Consider the following 17768-nt stretch of genomic DNA (forward strand, 5'->3'; position numbering starts at 1 on the left):
TGCCACGACGTAGAACCGCGGCAACACCCCCTTACTCAGGCAAGGCAAACGCCATCACATAGTCGCCTTGCTTGGTGCCCAGCGAACCATGCCCGCCGGCCATCACCAACACATACTGGCGCCCGTCCTTGCCGGTGTAGGTCATCGGCGTGGTCTGCGCGCCTGCTGGCAGGCGCCCTTCCCACAGCACCTTGCCGTCACGCACGTCATAGGCGCGCAGGTATTGGTCGAGGGTGCCGCTGAGGAACGCCAGGCCGCTGGCGGTAGTGAAGGTCCCGCCCAGGCTCGGCACGCCCATTGTCAGCGGGATCGGCACTGGCGAGCTGTCACGCACGGTGCCGTTCTTGTGCTTCCAGATCACCTTGTGGGTAGTCAGGTCCACGGCCGCCACGTAACCCCACGATGGCGCCTGGCATGGCAGGCCCAGCGGTGACAGGAAGGCGCCCATGATGACGCCATACGGCGCCCCCTTGTTCGGCTGGATGCCTTCGGTCTCGCTCTTGCGCGCAGGCTGACTGGCGATTTTCGCGGCCGGAACCAGTTGCGACTTGAAGGCCATGTAGCTGGGGTTGACGAAGGCGATCTGGCGCACCGGGTCGACCGAAATGCCGCCCCAGTCGAACACCCCGAAGTTGCCCGGGTACACCAGCGAGCCCTGCAGCGACGGCGGCGTGAAGATGCCGTCATAGCGCATGGAGCGGAAGTCGATGCGGCACAGCAGCTGGTCGAATGGCGTCACGCCCCACATGTCACGCTCGTGCAGGGTCGGCGGCATGAAGTTGAGCTCGGACATCGGCTGGGTCGGCGAGGTGTGGTCGCCCTCCACCGCGCCTTGGGGAACCGGCGTTTCGCGAATCGGCACCAACGGCTGGCCATTGCTGCGGTCAAGCACGTAGATGCTGCCCTGCTTGGTCGAGGCCATGACAGCAGGCTTCATTCCATCGGCGGTCTTGATGTCGATCAGGCTCGGCTGGCCGCCGACGTCCATGTCCCACAGGTCGTGGTGGGTGAACTGGTAGTTCCAGCGCACCTTGCCGCTGGCGATATCCAGGGCCACCAGGCCGGCACTGAATTTCTCGGCTTCCGGTGTGCGGTTGCCACCCCACTGGTCGGGCATCTGATTACCCATGGGCAGGTACAGCAGGCCGAGCTTTTCATCGGCACTGATCACTGACCACACGTTCGGCGAGTTGCGGGTATAGAACTGGCCGTCAGCGATCGGCGCGGTGGCGTCGGGCTTGCCGCTGTCCCAGTTCCAGACCAGCTTGCCGGTGATTGCGTCGTAGGCACGGACCACCCCTGACGGCTCGTCGGTGGATACGTTGTCGGTGACGTGCCCGCCGAGGATCACCAGGCCCCCGGCCACGGTGGGTGGCGAGGTGGAGTAGTAGCCACCGGGGGCGAAGGTGCCAATGTTACGGGTCAGGTCGACCTGGCCATTGTCGCCGAAGCCTGCGCACTGCTTGCCGGTATCGGCATCCAGGGCAATCAGACGAGTATCGGCGGTGGGTACGTAGACACGCTTGGCACAGGCTTGCCCTTCAGCGGGGCGCGCTTGCGACCTGGCCGTATCGAAGTAGGCCACGCCGCGGCAGGTCATGTGCGCCCAACCCTTGAAGTTGGCAGCGTTCTGGGTGCTGAGCTTGGGGTCGAAGCGCCAGATCTCCTTGCCGGTATCCGGGTCAAGGGCGATCACCTGGCTGTGTGGGGTGCAGACGTAGAGTTTGCCGTTGACCTTGAGCGGGGTGTTTTCTGCAGTGGTTTCACCTGGGTCGTCAGGGCCTGGAATGTCGCCGGTGCGATAGGTCCAGGCCAGCTTCAACTTGCCGACGTTCTCGGGGGTAATCTGCTTGAGTGGCGAATAGCGGTCGCCGAATTCGGTACGGCCGTAGGATTGCCAGTCACCGTCAGGCATTTGCGGCGCGCTACTGGCAGTACCCGCCGTGTCGCGATCCAGGTGGCCGACAAGGGTACCGGGGTGGGTGAACTGGCTGGCCAGGGCCATCAGCCCCGCCGCCGCCACCCCCACACCCAGCACGCCGGTACCCAACGGGTATGGCTGGCCAAGGGTCAGCGGTTTGCGCAGCCAAGGCAACAGCAAGATCAGGCCGAGGACGAACCAGAGGGCCAGGCGTGGCACCAGTTGCCACCAGTCCAGTCCCACCTCCATCAATGACCACAGCGTGCTCAGCAGCAGCACGATGCCGTACACGCTCAGCGCTTCACGTCGCCCGGCCAGCAGCAGGCCAGCGGTTATCAGGAAACCGACGCCGGCCAGCAGGTAATACAGCGAACCGCCCAGGGTCGCCAGTTTGATGCCGCCGGCCAATAGCGCCAGGCCCATCAACAGCATGACCACGCCCAGCAGCTTGGGCAACACGCGTGGGGTTTGTGAAGCACCGGTAGTGCTCATCAGCGAATTCTCCATTTCCATTGAACTGAATCGATTAGCCCGTCAAATAACACAGAATAGTATTACGAGATGATTCTGCGACCACTGACGCGCCAGCGTGCACGCTTTGACACCCATGCATCAATGTGCGCGCCGTCATAGTATGACTTTAAATTAATCCAAGTCCTTGAGTTAGAGCCATCGCCAGTATTCATTCACTTGACGACGCGAATTTATTGCATTTCCCAGCGTTGACAGGTGTATTTCAGCTTGATAAAAAACGCCGCAGTTGTACGACAACACATAACAAAAACAACATAGCGGACCCATCCCATGTCGAAAATCTGCCAGACAACCCTCCCCTTTGCGCTGCTTGGCGCCAGCCTGTTCGGCGGCATGCCGGGCATCAGCCTCGCTCAGGGTTTCGTCGAAGACAGCAAGGCCGTGCTGGGCCTGCGCAATTTCTACATCAACCGTAATTTCACCAACCCCAGCAATCCGCAGAGCAAGGCTGAAGAATGGACCCAAAGCTTCATTCTCGATGCCCGCTCCGGCTTCACCGAGGGGCCGGTGGGGTTTGGCGCGGATGTGCTGGGGCTGTGGTCGCTGAAGCTCGATGGCGGTGGCGGCACCTATGGCACAGCGCTGCTGCCACGCCATGACGATGGACGGCCGGCGGATGACTATGGCCGCCTGGCGGTGGCGGGCAAGGCGCGTATCTCCAAGACCGAGCTGAAGATCGGCGAATGGATGCCGGTGCTGCCGATCCTGCGCTCGGACGATGGCCGCTCGCTGCCACAGACCTTCCGCGGTGGCCAGGTGACTTCCAACGAAATGGCCGGGCTGACCCTGTATGGCGGCCAGTTCCGTGGCAACAGCCCGCGCAACGATGCAAGCATGGAGGACATGAGCTACGGCGGCGGCCTGTCGGACCGTTTCAACTTTGTCGGTGGCGAGTACAAGTTCAACCAGGACCGGACCTTGGTCGGGCTGTGGAATGCGGTGCTCAAGGATGTCTACGAACAGCAGTACCTGCAACTGAGCCACAGCCAGCCACTGGGCGACTGGACCCTCGGCGCCAACCTGGGCTACTTCCACGGCGGCGAGGATGGCGCGGAGCGCGCCGGCAAGCTGGACAACAAGACCTACTCGGGGATGTTCTCGGCCAAGTATGGCGGCAACACCTTCTGGGTCGGGCTGCAGAAAGTCGACGGCGATACCTGGATGCGGGTCAACGGCACCAGCGGCGGGACTTTGGCCAACGACAGCTACAACTCAAGCTTCGACAATGCCAACGAGCGCTCGTGGCAGGTGCGGCATGACTTCAACTTCGTGACGCTCGGGGTCCCGGGCCTTACCGTGATGAACCGCTATATCAGTGGCCGCGATGTGCATACTGGAGCAGTGACCGACGGCAAGGAGTGGGTGCGCGAGTCGGAGCTGGCCTATGTGATCCAGAGCGGGCCGTTCAAGGATTTGAGCGTCAAGTGGCGCAACTCGACCATTCGCCGGGACTACAGTAGCAACGAGTTCGATGAGAACCGGCTGATCTTCAACTATCCACTCTCCTTGCTGTAATCCGGCCATTGTGTCGCGAAAGGGGTGCGCAGCAGCCCCAGAAATTGCAGCACATGCGCGAATGCTGGGGCCGCGCTGCGGCCCTTTCGCGACACAAGGCCGCTCCTACAAGGCCATGGAAACGTGCAGAAGCAGCATTGACAACCCCGGAAAGCACTGCCGATAATCAGCAAAGTCATACGACAACTTACAACAATCACAAGTAGAGCCGCCATGACCACCACCCCCTTCAAGCGCCTGCTGCTCACTGGAGCCGCAGGCGGCCTGGGCAAGGTCCTTCGCCAACGCCTGACCGGCTGCGCCGAGGTCCTGCGCCTTTCCGACATCGCTCCAATGGCCCCCGCCAACGGCCCCCATGAAGAAGTCATGCCATGCGACCTCGCCGACAAGGCTGCGGTCCATTCGCTGGTCGAAGGCGTCGACGCCATCGTCCACTTCGGCGGCGTGTCCACCGAGCACTCGTTCGAGGACATCCTCGGCCCCAACATCTGCGGCGTGTTCCACATCTACGAAGCCGCGCGCAAGCACGGGGTCAAGCGCATCATCTTCGCCAGCTCCAACCATGTGATCGGCTTCTACCGCCAGAACCAGACGATCGACGCCCATGCCCTGCGCCGGCCAGACAGCTACTACGGCTTGTCCAAGTGCTATGGCGAGGATGTCGCCAGTTTCTACTTCGACCGCTACGGCATCGAGACCGTCAGCATTCGCATCGGCTCCTCGTTCGATGAACCGCAGAACCTGCGCATGCTCAGCACCTGGCTGAGCTACGACGACCTGACCCAGCTGATCGAACGTGGCCTGTTCACCCCCGACGTTGGCCACACCGTGGTCTACGGCGCTTCCGACAACCGTACCGTCTGGTGGGACAACCGCTACGCCGCACACCTGGGCTACCAGCCCAAAGACAGCGCCGAAGTGTTCCGCGCAGCGGTAGAGGCCAGACCCGCGCCCGCCGCCGACGACCCGAGCATGGTCTACCAGGGCGGAGCCTTCGTCGCTGCCGGCCCATTCAGCTGAACCCACGCACTGCCAGGAGGCTCCAGCATGCACTGCGAACTGATTGTCGACGCCCGCAACGGCACCGGCGAAAGCCCCGTGTGGCACCCCACCGAGCAGGCGCTGTACTGGGTCGACATCCCGGCCCGCCAGCTGCATCGCTGGCGAGACGGCGCCCATCAGGTCTGGCAGGGTGACGAGATGCTCGCCTGCATCGCCCGCACCGAAGGGGGTTGGGTCGCGGGTATGGAAAGCGGCATCTTCCAGCTGCAGACCCACGCTGACGGCAGCCTCCACAGCCGCCTGTTCAGCCCGGTCGTGCATGCCCAACCGGGCATGCGCTTCAACGATGGGCGCTGTGACCGCCAGGGCCGATTCTGGGCCGGCAGCATGCTGATGGACATGCAGCAAGGTGCCCACCTTGGCGCGTTGTACCGCGTCGATGGCGAGGGCCAGTTGCACCCGCAGCTCAAGGACATGATCGTGCCCAACGGCCTGGCCTTCAGCCCTGACGGCACACGCATGTACCTCTCCGACTCGCACCCCAACGTGCAGAAGATCTGGACCTTCGATTACGACATCGACAGCGGCACACCACACAACCAGCGGCTGTTCGTCGACATGCGCGCCTTCCCCGGGCGACCCGACGGCGCCGCCATCGATACCGACGGTTGCTACTGGATCTGCGGCAACGACGCCGGGCAGATCCACCGTTTTACCCCTGACGGGCGCCTCGATCGCTCGCTCAGCGTGCCGGTGAAGAAGCCGGCGATGTGCGCCTTTGGCGGCGCCCACCTCGACACCTTGTTCGTCACCTCGATCCGCCCTGCCGGCAGCGACCTCAGCGACCAGCCCCTGGCCGGTGGCGTGTTCGCCCTGCGCCCAGGCGTGCAAGGCCTGGAGGAACCTGCCTGGCGCGGCTGAATACGGCCTGTACCACACCGCAGTACCCAACACTCACGCGCGAAACCAGATAATAAAAACCACGGAGTTTCACCATGACCTTCAAACGCAAGCTGCTTCTTGCCGTACTCCCGTTCGCTTTCAGCCTGTCGATGCCCGCCTCGGCCCTCGACATCAAGTTCGCCGAGATTCACCCGGCCGGCTACCCGACCGTGGTCGCCGAACAGAACATGGGCAAGAAGCTCGAACAGGCCAGCAATGGCCAAATCACCTTCAAGATGTTCCCCGGCGGCGTGCTCGGTTCGGAGAAGGAGGTGATCGAGCAGGCGCAGATCGGTGCTGTGCAGATGACCCGCGTCAGCCTTGGCATCGTCGGCCCGGTGGTGCCGGACGTGAACGTGTTCAATATGCCGTTCGTGTTCCGCGACCATGAGCACATGCGCAAGATCATCGACGGCGACATCGGCCAGGAGATCCTCGACAAGATCACCAACTCCGAATTCAACCTGGTCGCCCTGGCCTGGATGGATGGGGGCTCGCGCAGCCTCTACACCAAGAAGCCGGTGCGCAGCCTCGAAGACCTCAAGGGCATGAAGATCCGCGTGCAAGGCAACCCGCTGTTCATCGACATGATGAACGCCATGGGCGGCAACGGCATCGCCATGGACACCGGCGAAATCTTCAGCGCCCTGCAGACCGGGGTGATCGACGGTGCCGAGAACAACCCGCCAACCCTGCTCGAACACAACCACTACCAGAGCGCCAAGTACTTCACCCTGACCAATCACCTGATCCTGCCGGAGCCGGTGGTGATGTCCAAGACCACCTGGAACAAGCTCACCCCCGAGCAGCAGGCACTGGTGAAGAAGGTCGCCCGCGAAGCGCAGATGGAAGAGCGTGCACTGTGGGACGCCAAGTCCGCCGCCAGCGAAGAGAAGCTCAAGGCCGCCGGCGTCGAGTTCATCACCGTCGACACCAAGCCCTTCTACGACGCCACCGCGCCAGTGCGCGAGAAGTACGGTGCTCAGTACGCCGACCTGATGAAGCGTATCGACGCAGTCCAGTAACCCCGGACCTTTTCCATGATGACCTCGGCAGCGCGACGTCCGTCGCTCTGCCGCTTTGGTGATGCCTATGAAAACGCTTTTCCTGCGCGTCAACGACACGCTGTACCGCAGCTGTATCTGGGTCGCCGGGCTGTCGATCCTGGCCATGACGCTGATCATTCCCTGGGGCATCTTCGCCCGTTACGTACTCGGCACCGGCTCAAGCTGGCCAGAGCCGGTTTCGATCCTGCTGATGGTGCTGTTCACCTTCATCGGCGCCGCCGCCAGCTACCGCGCAGGTGCGCACATGGCGGTGGCGATGGTTACCGACCGCCTGCCGGAACCACTGCGCCAGGGGGTGGCGGTGTTCACGCAACTGCTGATGGTGGGTGTCTGTGTGTTCATGACCTGGTACGGCTTGAAGCTGTGCGTCACCACCTGGAACCAGTTCATGGCCTCGCTGCCCAGCGTGCGGGTGGGCATGAGCTATGCGCCGATCCCGGTCGGTGGCGTGCTGACACTGATCTTCGTGCTGGAAAAACTCCTGCTGGGTGACCAGAGCCAGCGCAAGGTGGTGCGGTTCGACCTGGTGGAAGAAAACGAGGGGGCGGCGTAAATGGATGCGTTCATTCTGTTGGGCAGTTTCATTGCGCTGATCCTGCTGGGCATGCCGGTGGCCTACGCCCTTGGCCTGTCGGCGCTGATCGGCGCGTGGTACATCGACATCCCGCTGCAGGCGATGATGATTCAGGTGGCCAGTGGGGTTAACAAGTTCTCGCTGCTGGCCATTCCGTTCTTCGTCCTTGCCGGGGCGATCATGGCCGAAGGTGGCATGTCGCGGCGCCTGGTGGCGTTCGCCGGGGTGCTGGTGGGCTTCGTGCGCGGCGGGCTCTCGCTGGTCAACATCATGGCCTCGACCTTCTTCGGCGCGATCTCGGGCTCGTCGGTGGCTGACACCGCGTCGGTCGGTTCGGTGCTGATTCCAGAGATGGAACGCAAGGGCTACCCACGCGAATTCTCTACCGCAGTGACCGTCAGCGGCTCGGTGCAGGCGTTGCTGACCCCGCCCAGCCACAACTCGGTGCTGTACTCGCTGGCAGCCGGTGGCACGGTGTCGATCGCTTCGCTGTTCATGGCCGGGGTGATGCCCGGGTTGCTGCTGAGCGCGGTGATGATGGGCCTGTGCCTGGTCTTCGCGAAGAAGCGCGACTACCCCAAGGGCGAGGTGATCCCGCTGCGCCAGGCGTTGAAGATCGCCGGTGAAGCGCTGTGGGGCCTGATGGCCATGGTGATCATTCTCGGCGGCATTCTGTCGGGCGTGTTCACCGCGACCGAATCGGCTGCAGTGGCGGTAGTGTGGTCGTTCTTCGTGACCATGTTCATCTACCGCGACTACAAATGGCGCGACCTGCCCAAGCTGATGCACCGCACCGTGCGGACCATCTCGATCGTGATGATCCTGATCGGCTTCGCCGCCAGCTTCGGCTACGTGATGACCCTGATGCAGATCCCGTCGAAGATCACCACGGCGTTCCTGACCCTGTCGGACAACCGCTACGTGATCCTGATGTGCATCAACTTCATGCTCTTGCTGCTGGGCACGGTGATGGACATGGCGCCGCTGATCCTGATCCTCACGCCAATCCTGCTGCCGGTGATTACCGGTATCGGCGTAGACCCTGTGCATTTCGGCATGATCATGCTGGTCAACCTGGGGATCGGGCTGATCACACCGCCTGTGGGCGCTGTGCTGTTCGTCGGGTCAGCGATTGGCAAGGTGAGCATCGAAGCCACGGTGAAGGCGCTGCTGCCGTTCTACCTGGCGTTGTTCCTGGTGCTGATGGCAGTGACCTACATTCCGGCCATTTCGCTGTGGTTGCCGAGCGTGGTCCTGTAACTGCAAGCGGGTTGCCTGTAGGAGCGGCCTTGTGTCGCGAAAGGGCTGCAAAGCAGCCCCAGGATCTGCGCATTGACGCTGGAACCTTGGGGCCGCTTTGCGGCCCTTTCGCGACACAAGGCCGCTCCTACAGGGTCCCAGGTTCTCAAAGCAAACGGATCCTGCACATGGCTTTCTCTTCCTCTGCTGTAATCCCCTTCCCGCGCAGGCTGGCTATCGCCCTCCTCGTCCTGCTGGCCTGTTCGTTCGCCGGCAACCACATCGCCGCACGCATCGCCTTCGATGACGACACCGGCGTACTGCTGGCCATCCTCTGTCGCTCAGGCATCACCTTCCTGGCGCTGGCCAGCCTGGTGCTGTGGCAGCGCCAGCCGCTGGGCCTGCCAGCCGGCACATGGCGCTGGCAGCTGCTGCTGGGCCTGCTGATCGCCACCCAGAGCCTGTGCCTGTACTCGGCAGTGGCACGCATTCCGGTGGCCTTGGCACTGCTGGTGGGCAACACCTTCCCCATGCTTCTGGCGCTGCTGACCTGGGCACTTGGCGGTGCCCGCCCGAGCGGGCGCACGGTGCTGTTCATGGGGCTGATCCTGTGTGGCCTGGTGCTGGCGCTGGATGTACCGGCACGGCTGGCCGACGATGGCGACGCGAATCCGCACTGGGCCTTGGGCGTGGGCCTGGCGTTCTGCGCCGCCTGCGTGTTCGCGTGTGCACTTTGGATCACCGACCACAAGCTGGCGAGCGTGCGCGGCCCCGTGCGCAGTCTGCTGACCTTGCTGATCGTGTTCGGCAGCATGCTGGTCGCCGGCATCAGCGGCGTGATGCCCGCCGGCTTGTCGTTGCCGGGCAGTGCCAGCGGGTGGATGGCGCTGGCCAGCCTCGTGGTGTTGTATGGCGTGGCCTTCACCTTGCTGTTCGTCTGCGTGCCGAAACTGAACATGGCGCAGAACGCGCCGGTGATGAACGTCGAACCCATCGCCACCTTGCTGCTGGGCTGGGCGTTGCTTGACCAGCAACTCAGTGGCCTGCAACTGATAGGCGGTGCCGTTGTGGTGTGCGGCATCGTCCTGCTGACCTACCGGAGGCCCTGATGAGCGTCCCCCTGCTGCACCTGCAAGACCGCCTTACCCGCCTGAGCATCGCCCCCGAGCTGGGCGCCAGCCTGGTCAACTGGCAGGCCAGAGCCACCGGCCAGGCGCTGCTGCGCCCAGCCGACGAGGAGGCCCTGGCCAGCGGCAGCCCGCGGCGCCTGGGCTGCTACCCCTTGGCCCCGTGGTCCAACCGCATCGCCGAGGGCGGCTTCCTGCGCCCTGATGGCTGGCTGGCCCTCACGCCGAACACGGGGCATGACCCTTACCCGATACACGGCAGCGCCTGGCAACAGGCCTGGCAAGTGGAGCATCACAGCGAGCAACGTACCCGTCTTGGCCTCGAAAGCACTGTGCCATTCGCCTACCGGGCTACCCTCGACATACACCTGCACGAAGGCTGCCTGAATATCGATTTGCACGTGACGCATCTGGACTCGGCTGCCACCTGGTATGGGCTGGGGCTGCATCCTTACTTCCCGCGCTACGGCGATACAAGGCTGCGCGCAGAGGCGCGCAAGGTGTGGCTGGCAGATGATGGAAATTTGCCTTCCCGGCAAGCTGCGCTGCCTGAGGACTGGAGCTTCGCCACTGCACGAACGCTGCCAGCCGCGGTGGTTGATCACGCGTTCAGCGGATGGCCTGGTGACTGTGTGATCGAGCAGCCGAGCGCTGGGTATCGGTTGGCCTGCAGCGCCAGCGGCGCCGAGCATTTTCTGTTGTTCTGCCCACATGATCAGCCGTTCTTCTGCTTTGAGCCGGTGAGCCACCCGATCAATGCGCATCACTTGCCAGGGCGGCCGGGGCTGCGACTGCTGCAGAAGGGCGAAACGAGCAGCCTGGGATTCAGGATGCAGTATCAGGCATTGTGAATGCCTGATACTCGGGCTGCTGCGCAGCCCAATCGCGACACAAGGCCGCTCCTACAAAGACCGTATTTAATGCTGTAGACGCGGCCCTTGCATTCCATGCCTTACGCCAGTGCCTCGGTCGTCGGTGCCAGTGGCCTTTGCGAAGCGGCCCCTTGCACCTCCCGCGCGACCTTCCACACCAGCACCGCCGCCACGATATCGAACGCCGCAAGCACCACGAACAGCGGGCTGTAGCCGATCTGCGTGACCAGGATGCCAAATACCAGGGTGAACAGCGCCGCCCCCAGGTAGCCGCACATCCCGCCCATGCCGGTCGCGGTCGCCACCTGGTCCTTGCTGAAGGAATCCGAAGTGATCGAATACAGCGCACCCGACAAGGTCTGGTGGGCGAAGCCGCCAATGCACAGCAGCAGGATCGCCGTGTACGGGCTTTCGACCAGGCCGATGCAGGCCGGGCCAATCATGCAGCTGGCGCCGAATACCAGCACCATTTTGCGCGAGGTGAACAGCGACACCTTGAAATAGCGATGGAACATGGGGCTCAGGTACCCCCCGAGCACACAGCCGATGTCGGCAGCGAGGAATGGCAACCAGGCAAACATCGCCACTTCCTTGATGTTCATGTGCCGCTCGGTCATCAGGTACAGCGGAATCCAGGCGTTGAAGGTCTGCCAGGCCGGCTCGGAAAGAATGCGTGCCGAGGCGATGGCGTAGAAGTTGCGGGTTTTGAAGATGCGCTTCCAGGCGCCCTTCTCGCGCCGCTCTGCCTTGAAGTGAGCTTCCTGGCCGGACAGGATGTAGTCACGTTCCTCGTCGCTCAGGCGTTTCTGATCACGCGGGTGCTTGTACAGCAGCATCCACAGCAGGGTCCATAGCACACCGGATAGGCCGACGATGACGAATGCCAACTGCCAGCCACTGTGCAGGATCGCCCATACCACCAGCGGTGGCGCCAACAGCGCGCCCAGGGAAGAACCGATATTGAACCAGCCAATGGCGACCGAGCGTTCCTTGGCAGGGAACCACTCGGTGGTGGCCTTGACCCCGGCCGGCAAGCCAGCAGCCTCGGTCATGCCCAGCAAACCGCGTAGAAATGCCATGCTCTGCCAGCCGCTGGCCAGCGCCGCGCCTGCACAGGCCAGTGACCAGGCCAGGGCGAATACGGCAAAGCCCAGCTTGGTGCCAATGAAATCGATGAGCCAACCGGCGATCGGCTGCATGAGCGCATAGCACATCTGCCAGGTCGCGACGATCTTGGCGTATTGCTCGGTGGTGATGGAGAGGTCGGTCATCAGCGTAGGGGCTGCCACCGAGAGGGTATTGCGGGCGAGGTAGTTGACGACGAGCCCGGCCGTGACAAGGCTGACCATCCACCAACGGATGCCTTTGATCTTCATGGTTCACCTGAATTTTATTCTTAGATTTACGGGTGATCTGTCTCATGCGCCGGCAGGGCTAAATGAGACAAATTGTTTCAGGTGAAGATTGCCATGTCATAGGTCGTCGTACAACAATAATTACTCATGACCAGCAAAAATGGGCGTATACATCGGAATCGAGTGAGATCCAGTTACGTTGTACGACCTCAAAGGTCAATCCAATTGACGAGCCCGCAGGTCCTGCGCCAGCAGGTCGATGAACGAACGCACCTTCGCCGAGCCGTACTTGCTCTCGCGGTGCAAGACGTGGATCGGCCAGGGAGCTTCCTCGTACTCGGCGAGAATGACTTTCAACTGGCCGCTGGCCAGTTCATCGACCACTTGATATGACAGCAACCGGGCGATGCCCAGCCCGCCCACTGCCGCAGCGATTGCACCGTCGTTGCTGGTGACTGTCAGCCGCGGCTTCATGCGCACCAGGGTCGGCTCGTCGGCCAGGCCGAAGCGCCAACCGGCGCGGGGCGAGAGGTTGGTGGTGGCGATCACCGCATGTTCCGGCAAGTCCGACGGGTGCTGCGGCTCGCCCATGCGCGCGAGGTACTCGGGCGATGCACACAGCATCCGCCGCACCCGGCCCACACGCAGGGCCTTCAGACCGGAGTCGGGCAATGGCCCGATGCGCACAGCCACGTCCATACCCTCCTCGACCATGTTCACCACACGATCGAGGAAGTACGCCGATACGTCGACTTCGGGGTATTGCTGCAAGTAACGCACGATGCAGGGCATGACGAACTTCTTGCCGAACAGTATTGGCGCAGTGATCGCCAGTTCGCCCTTGGGGGTGGCATTGATACCCGCCGCAGCTTCGTTGGCCTCATGGATGCTGGCGAGGATGTGCCGGGTGTCTTCCAAGTAGCGGCTACCCGCCTCGGTCAGGCGCACACTACGGGTGGTGCGCAGCACCAGCTTGACCCCGATCTGCTCTTCAAGCGCGCTGACGGCACGGGTGACGGCCGCGGGTGAGATGTCCAGGCGACGGGCGGCAGCGGCGAAGCTTTCCAGCTCGCCGACGGCGACGAACACCTTCATCAGGTGGATCTGGTCCATGGGCGCTCCAGGGCATCGGGGGTGCGGGGATTATCGATTATCTGGGCAATTTTCGCTGCCCGTTCCGGCCCTTTCGCGGACACGCCCGCGAAAGGGCCAGCAAAGCAACCTCATAGTTCCAGCACCAATGCCTGGGCCGGTACCGCACAGCAGATCAGCGCAGTGCCCTCCTCTGGCAATTCGGCGGGCGGATTCGGGTAATGCACCTGCCCACTCAACACCTGGGTCTTGCATGTACCGCAAGACCCACCCCGGCAACTGAAGTCTGGTGCCAGCCCGCGCGCCTCTGCCAGCTCCAGCAAGGTTCCGCTTCCCGGCGCCCAACGTGCCTCCTTGGCAGAGCTGGCGAAATACACGGGGACCGGTTCGCTGGCGGCCGGTGGCTGCTGCAGCGTCGGCTGGTTGTCATCGCCATGGCGGCGCAAGGTCGATGGCCCGAAGGCTTCGGCATGAATGCGCGCATCCGGCACATGCACGCCGCGCAGCCCTTCGTACAGGTCCTGGGTGAAACTGGCTGGGCCACACAGGTAAAATGCGTAATCATCCAACGTCAGCATCGCTTTCACCTGCTCAATGCCCAGCCGCCCTGCGTGCTCGAAATCACGCCCTTGCACCGCTTCGGTTTCAGGTTGGCTCAGCGAGCGATGCACGCTCAAGCGTGTTCCGGCCTGCTCACGCAATTCGGCCAGTTCTTGCTGGAACGGCAGCTCACTCAGGCTGCGTGCCCCCTGAAACAGATGGATGCGCCGGCCCTGCCCGTTCGCCAGCAACTCGCGCAGCATGGCGATCAGGGGCGTGATACCCACCCCGGCGCCGATCAGCACGATCGGCCTGTCGCTGCTGCTATCCAAGGTGAAGCTGCCCATGGGCAGGCGAACTTCCAGCGTGTCTCCGGCCCCGACTCGCTCATGCAAATAGCGCGACGCCGGCCCCTGCGCCTTGACGCTGATGCGCAAGAAACCATCGGCTGGCGCGCTAGACAAACTGTAGGTGCGGATCAGCGGCGCCTCGCCGCCCAGCGAGATACGAACGGGAATGTGCTGGCCGGGCAAGAACTCCACCGGCTCGTCCGTGGCAAGGTAGAACGAGCGGATATCGCGGCTCTCTTGCTCCACACGTGCCACCTGCCAGCTCAACCACTGACGCTGCCGTTCACGTTGCTGCAGCCGTTGCTCCGCCTCTGCCCAGGTACCGGTCATGAGGCTGGTCGGCGCATATTCCTGGAACACCCAGCGCAGGCTCACCGCTGCGCGGCGCAGCACGACGTGCTCGATGTCCAACGTCCACAGCCGCTCGGCCCCTTCGAAGGCCTTGATCAACGGGCTGTCGAGCAGCACTTGGGTACGCCCGGTCACCTGCAATACATCGCCGGTCATGAAATCGACGAACAACAGCCCGGCCTGCGGATTCTCCAGCAGGTTGCCGAGAGTATTGAAATGCAGGTTGCCAGCATAATCGGGAATGGTCAGGCGATTGCCTTCGACCCTGACGAAACCTGGGCGACCGCCACGGTGGGAGACGTCTACCGAACGTTGGCCGTGCGGGTGATCGATGTAGCTGGCGACGAACAATGTGTCGGCGTTCTCGATCATTGCGGCCGTGCTGGCATCCAGCCCTTGCGCATCGATGCGCCTCTGTGCCGGTTCATCGACGCGGGTGTATTCGCGCAGCTGGATGTACTGCGGACAATTGCCGAACGATTGTTCCACCTGCACGTCCAGGCAATCGTCAGCGGCCTGGGCGATCAACCCATTCATGCGATTGCGCCGGCGCGTGTGCAACTCGATGCCGAGCAGGCCGATGGCCCCGCCAGCGGCCAGCCCTGGTGTTGCCGGGTCGTCACTGGCCGGCTGTGTGTGGATCAGCAAATGCCGGGGGTCGGGCGAGCTGATGAAACCCTCCGGGCCTTCCAGCAACGTCGCCCAAGGCCTGCCGCCCGAGTCCACAGCCCCAGCGACGATGAACGGCAACTGCTGGTAGAACATGCGGTGCTGATCGGGCATGAAGTCACGAATGACCTTCTGCCCGAACACGTCCATGCGCTGCGACACTCCGACCTGCTCCTGCAGGCGTTTCTCGCCAGCGTGCCAAGGCGAGCTGCGATGGTTGGGGAGTTGCGCCATGGCGGCATTCCTCGCGTGGGGTGGCGGCTCAGACGCTAGTCTGCAAGCCGACGGCGGTGCGTGGCATGGCCACGAAGCCAGGTAACGCTTCAATACGAGCCAGCCAGGCTCGCACATTGGGGTAGGGTTCCAGCGAGACATTGCCTTCGGGCGCGTGGGCGATGTACGAGTAGTTGGCAATATCTGCGATGGTTGGTTGATCGCCGACCAGGAATGTCGACTTGGCCAGCTCGGCATCCATTACCTTGAACAGGGTGTGGGCGCGGCCGATGACGTCGTCGGTGTCGAACGAAGCGCCGAATACGGTCACCAGACGGGCGGCGGCAGGCCCGAAGGCCAGTGGCCCGGCGGCAACCGACAGCCAGCGTTGCACGCGGGCAGCATTCAGCGGGTCATGGGGCAGCCATTTGCCAGCCTTGTCGTAGGTGCTGGCCAGGTAAACCAGGATGGCATTGGAATCGGCGATGACAGTGCCGTTGTCATCGATCACCGGCACTTGGCCGAACGGGTTGAGGGCGAGGAATTCCGGCTGCTTGTGCGCACCTTTGGCCAGGTCGACGAATACCCGTTCGGTGGGCAGGTCGAGCAGCGACAGCATCAGCTCGATACGGTGGGCGTGGCCCGATTTGGGGAAGTTGTAGAGTTTGATCATGGGCTGGGCTCCAGGAGGGCACCGGGGTGGTGCCAGCTGGAGCCCATCCTGCGCTGATTCGGCTGGCAGCAGAATCAGTGCAAGGAGCAAACCATAATTTCGCCTTACGAAATAATCGAAAGGTCAGTGTCGCGACTGCTTCTGATAGCGATACAAGCCCCGCGCCGCCTCGACCACGTGCGGCACGCAGGCCTGCAATTCATCGAAGCTCATGGCATCGAGCAACTCGAAGTTGTCTTCCAGGCCATGCAGCGAAATAGCCTTGAGCCGTTGATCCTGCTCTGGCGGCAACTGGCCCCAGGCAGCGATCTGCGTGCCACGCATGTAGCCGAAGCACCATTCCTCCATGATGATCGCCGGCCCCTCCTCGGCTTCGCTTTCCTCAAACAGCGGCTCGAAGCTATCGAGGTTTTCTGCAAGTTGCTCGGCGACCTGGTGGGCATAGCGCAACATCAAGGCGGTGTAGGCCTCTTCATGGGCAGGCTTCTTGAATTTCGGTACCTTGCCACCCGCGACAGTGGGCAGCCATTGCTCTGGCAGTACGTCGACCGGGGAACTGGCCAAGGCGGTGAAAAAGCCGTTGAGCTCGGCCAGGTTGAGCACCGAATAGTCGTTGCCGTAGGTGATCAGCAGGTCTTCGAGGCGGGCGAGTTCTTTTTCGCTGAGGGCGGGGAGCATGTGCGGACGTCCTGGGTGAAGAATTGCGTGCACCCTAGCACATGGTGATCAGCTGGAGGGATTTGTTACCTGTACAAAAGCAATCGCCGGCAAGCCAGCTCCCACAAGGTCCTGCAACGGCCATGAGGCCTGCAAAAAACCTGTGAAAGCCGACTTGCCGGCGATCAAGCCGTTAAGCCTTATACCGCCAGCGCACGCTCACGCAGCTCGCTGTTGAGGATGCGGTCGTTCTCGCTGTAGTCGACCGGGCAGTCGATCACGTGCACGCCAGGGGTCTTGATGCAGTGCTCGAGCAGCGGCAGGAAGGCTTCGGCGCTTTCCACGCGGTGGCCATTGGCACCGTAGGCTTCGGCATATTTGACGAAGTCCGGGTTACCGTAGTCCAGGCCGAAATCGGTGAAGCCCATGTTGGCCTGCTTCCAGCGGATCATGCCGTAGCCGTCGTCACGCAGGATCACCACGGTGATGTGCATGCCCAGACGCACCGCCGTTTCCAGCTCCTGGCTGTTCATCATGAAGCCGCCGTCGCCACACACCGAGATCACCGGGCGGTCCGGGTAGACCAGGTGCGCCGCCATTGCCGATGGCAGGCCGGCGCCCATGGTCGCCAGGGCGTTGTCGAGCAGCACGGTGTTCGGCTTGTGGGCCTTGTAGTTACGGGCGAACCAGATCTTGTAGATGCCGTTGTCCAGGGCAACGATGCCTTCGGACGGCAGTACGCGACGGATGTCGGCGACCATGCGCTGCGGGTAGACCGGGAAGCGGTTGTCGTCGGCGCCTTCGGCGATCTGCGCTTCGTTGGCTTCACGGATGGCCATCAGGCGGGTGAAGTCCCAGTGCGCGGTGTCGGTCAGCGCTTCGCTGATCTGCCACACGGCGTTGGCAATGTCGCCGATCACTTCGACCTGCGGGAAGTACACGGCATCGACTTCGGCGGAGCGGAAGCTGATGTGGATGACTTCGGTGCCGCCACGGACCATGAAGAACGGCGGCTTCTCGATCACGTCGTGGCCAATGTTGATGATCAGGTCGGCCGCTTCGATGGCGCGGTGGA

General features: G+C 62.8%; 15 protein-coding genes. 8 read left to right on the forward strand and 7 right to left on the reverse strand.

Features of this window, described 5'->3' with window-relative positions:
* Positions 1-31 precede the first annotated feature (31 nt).
* Positions 32-2413, reverse strand: coding sequence for a glucose/quinate/shikimate family membrane-bound PQQ-dependent dehydrogenase (locus H040_RS14750; protein ID WP_027918049.1), 2382 nt, complete (start codon positions 2411-2413; stop codon positions 32-34).
* Between the two features lie 312 nt (positions 2414-2725).
* On the opposite strand from H040_RS14750, the gene H040_RS14755 reads away from it, so the two are divergent.
* The 8 genes from H040_RS14755 to H040_RS14790 all read left to right on the forward strand — a co-directional run bounded on the left by H040_RS14755 (position 2726) and on the right by H040_RS14790 (position 10772).
* Positions 2726-3970, forward strand: coding sequence for an OprD family porin (locus H040_RS14755; protein WP_027918048.1), 1245 nt, complete (start codon positions 2726-2728; stop codon positions 3968-3970).
* A gap of 213 nt (positions 3971-4183) precedes the next feature.
* On the forward strand, positions 4184-4990 hold the full coding sequence (locus tag H040_RS14760; RefSeq protein WP_027918047.1) for an NAD-dependent epimerase/dehydratase family protein: 807 nt from the start codon (positions 4184-4186) through the stop codon (positions 4988-4990).
* A gap of 27 nt (positions 4991-5017) precedes the next feature.
* Entirely contained in the window at positions 5018-5893 is an 876-nt protein-coding gene (locus tag H040_RS14765) for a glucurono-1,5-lactonase (RefSeq protein WP_027918046.1), read from the forward strand.
* A 74-nt stretch (positions 5894-5967) separates the two neighbouring features.
* Positions 5968-6939 (forward strand): TRAP transporter substrate-binding protein, encoded by a 972-nt coding sequence (locus H040_RS14770; RefSeq protein ID WP_027918045.1) that lies wholly within the window; start codon positions 5968-5970, stop codon positions 6937-6939.
* A 67-nt stretch (positions 6940-7006) separates the two neighbouring features.
* On the forward strand, positions 7007-7534 hold the full coding sequence (locus H040_RS14775) for a TRAP transporter small permease (RefSeq protein WP_027918044.1): 528 nt from the start codon (positions 7007-7009) through the stop codon (positions 7532-7534).
* Positions 7535-8815, forward strand: a complete 1281-nt coding sequence (locus H040_RS14780; RefSeq protein WP_027918043.1) for a TRAP transporter large permease — start codon at positions 7535-7537, stop codon at positions 8813-8815.
* 167 nt (positions 8816-8982) lie between these two features.
* A complete protein-coding gene (locus H040_RS14785) occupies positions 8983-9903 on the forward strand; it encodes an EamA family transporter (protein WP_027918042.1) in 921 nt (306 codons plus the stop codon).
* Complete coding sequence (locus tag H040_RS14790; protein ID WP_027918041.1) at positions 9903-10772, forward strand: aldose 1-epimerase; 870 nt, start codon at positions 9903-9905, stop codon at positions 10770-10772. The genes H040_RS14785 and H040_RS14790 overlap by 1 nt, the downstream gene beginning before the upstream one ends.
* A gap of 101 nt (positions 10773-10873) precedes the next feature.
* On the opposite strand, the gene H040_RS14795 is transcribed toward H040_RS14790, so the two are convergent.
* From H040_RS14795 to H040_RS14820, 6 genes are all read right to left on the reverse strand, one after another.
* Positions 10874-12169: an MFS transporter gene (locus H040_RS14795; protein WP_027918040.1), complete on the reverse strand. Its 1296-nt coding sequence runs from the start codon at positions 12167-12169 to the stop codon at positions 10874-10876.
* Between the two features lie 195 nt (positions 12170-12364).
* Positions 12365-13261, reverse strand: coding sequence for a LysR family transcriptional regulator (locus H040_RS14800; protein WP_027918039.1), 897 nt, complete (start codon positions 13259-13261; stop codon positions 12365-12367).
* Positions 13262-13371: 110 nt separating this feature from the next.
* Positions 13372-15384, reverse strand: coding sequence for a pyridoxamine 5'-phosphate oxidase family protein (locus H040_RS14805; RefSeq protein WP_027918038.1), 2013 nt, complete (start codon positions 15382-15384; stop codon positions 13372-13374).
* Positions 15385-15412: 28 nt separating this feature from the next.
* Positions 15413-16036 carry a glutathione S-transferase family protein gene (locus H040_RS14810; RefSeq protein WP_027918037.1) on the reverse strand — a complete coding sequence of 208 codons (624 nt, stop codon included), beginning with the start codon at positions 16034-16036 and terminating at the stop codon, positions 15413-15415.
* A 123-nt stretch (positions 16037-16159) separates the two neighbouring features.
* Positions 16160-16714, reverse strand: coding sequence for a UPF0149 family protein (locus H040_RS14815; protein WP_027918036.1), 555 nt, complete (start codon positions 16712-16714; stop codon positions 16160-16162).
* Positions 16715-16893: 179 nt separating this feature from the next.
* Positions 16894-17768, reverse strand: an 875-nt coding sequence (locus H040_RS14820; protein ID WP_256595187.1) for a thiamine pyrophosphate-dependent enzyme, incomplete at its 5' end; no start/stop codon positions are given.

This window comes from Pseudomonas sp. URMO17WK12:I7, assembly GCF_003269045.1.
GTDB lineage: Bacteria > Pseudomonadota > Gammaproteobacteria > Pseudomonadales > Pseudomonadaceae > Aquipseudomonas > Aquipseudomonas putida_J.

What these genes read in the sequence shown, in the direction of transcription:
- H040_RS14750 (WP_027918049.1), bottom strand. Translation starts at nt 2,413, where the DNA reads ATGAGCACTACCGGTGCTTCACAAACCCCACGCGTGTTGCCCAAGCTG.
- H040_RS14755 (WP_027918048.1), top strand. Translation starts at nt 2,726, where the DNA reads ATGTCGAAAATCTGCCAGACAACCCTCCCCTTTGCGCTGCTTGGCGCC.
- H040_RS14760 (WP_027918047.1), top strand. Translation starts at nt 4,184, where the DNA reads ATGACCACCACCCCCTTCAAGCGCCTGCTGCTCACTGGAGCCGCAGGC.
- H040_RS14765 (WP_027918046.1), top strand. Translation starts at nt 5,018, where the DNA reads ATGCACTGCGAACTGATTGTCGACGCCCGCAACGGCACCGGCGAAAGC.
- H040_RS14770 (WP_027918045.1), top strand. Translation starts at nt 5,968, where the DNA reads ATGACCTTCAAACGCAAGCTGCTTCTTGCCGTACTCCCGTTCGCTTTC.
- H040_RS14775 (WP_027918044.1), top strand. Translation starts at nt 7,007, where the DNA reads ATGAAAACGCTTTTCCTGCGCGTCAACGACACGCTGTACCGCAGCTGT.
- H040_RS14780 (WP_027918043.1), top strand. Translation starts at nt 7,535, where the DNA reads ATGGATGCGTTCATTCTGTTGGGCAGTTTCATTGCGCTGATCCTGCTG.
- H040_RS14785 (WP_027918042.1), top strand. Translation starts at nt 8,983, where the DNA reads ATGGCTTTCTCTTCCTCTGCTGTAATCCCCTTCCCGCGCAGGCTGGCT.
- H040_RS14790 (WP_027918041.1), top strand. Translation starts at nt 9,903, where the DNA reads ATGAGCGTCCCCCTGCTGCACCTGCAAGACCGCCTTACCCGCCTGAGC.
- H040_RS14795 (WP_027918040.1), bottom strand. Translation starts at nt 12,169, where the DNA reads ATGAAGATCAAAGGCATCCGTTGGTGGATGGTCAGCCTTGTCACGGCC.
- H040_RS14800 (WP_027918039.1), bottom strand. Translation starts at nt 13,261, where the DNA reads ATGGACCAGATCCACCTGATGAAGGTGTTCGTCGCCGTCGGCGAGCTG.
- H040_RS14805 (WP_027918038.1), bottom strand. Translation starts at nt 15,384, where the DNA reads ATGGCGCAACTCCCCAACCATCGCAGCTCGCCTTGGCACGCTGGCGAG.
- H040_RS14810 (WP_027918037.1), bottom strand. Translation starts at nt 16,036, where the DNA reads ATGATCAAACTCTACAACTTCCCCAAATCGGGCCACGCCCACCGTATC.
- H040_RS14815 (WP_027918036.1), bottom strand. Translation starts at nt 16,714, where the DNA reads ATGCTCCCCGCCCTCAGCGAAAAAGAACTCGCCCGCCTCGAAGACCTG.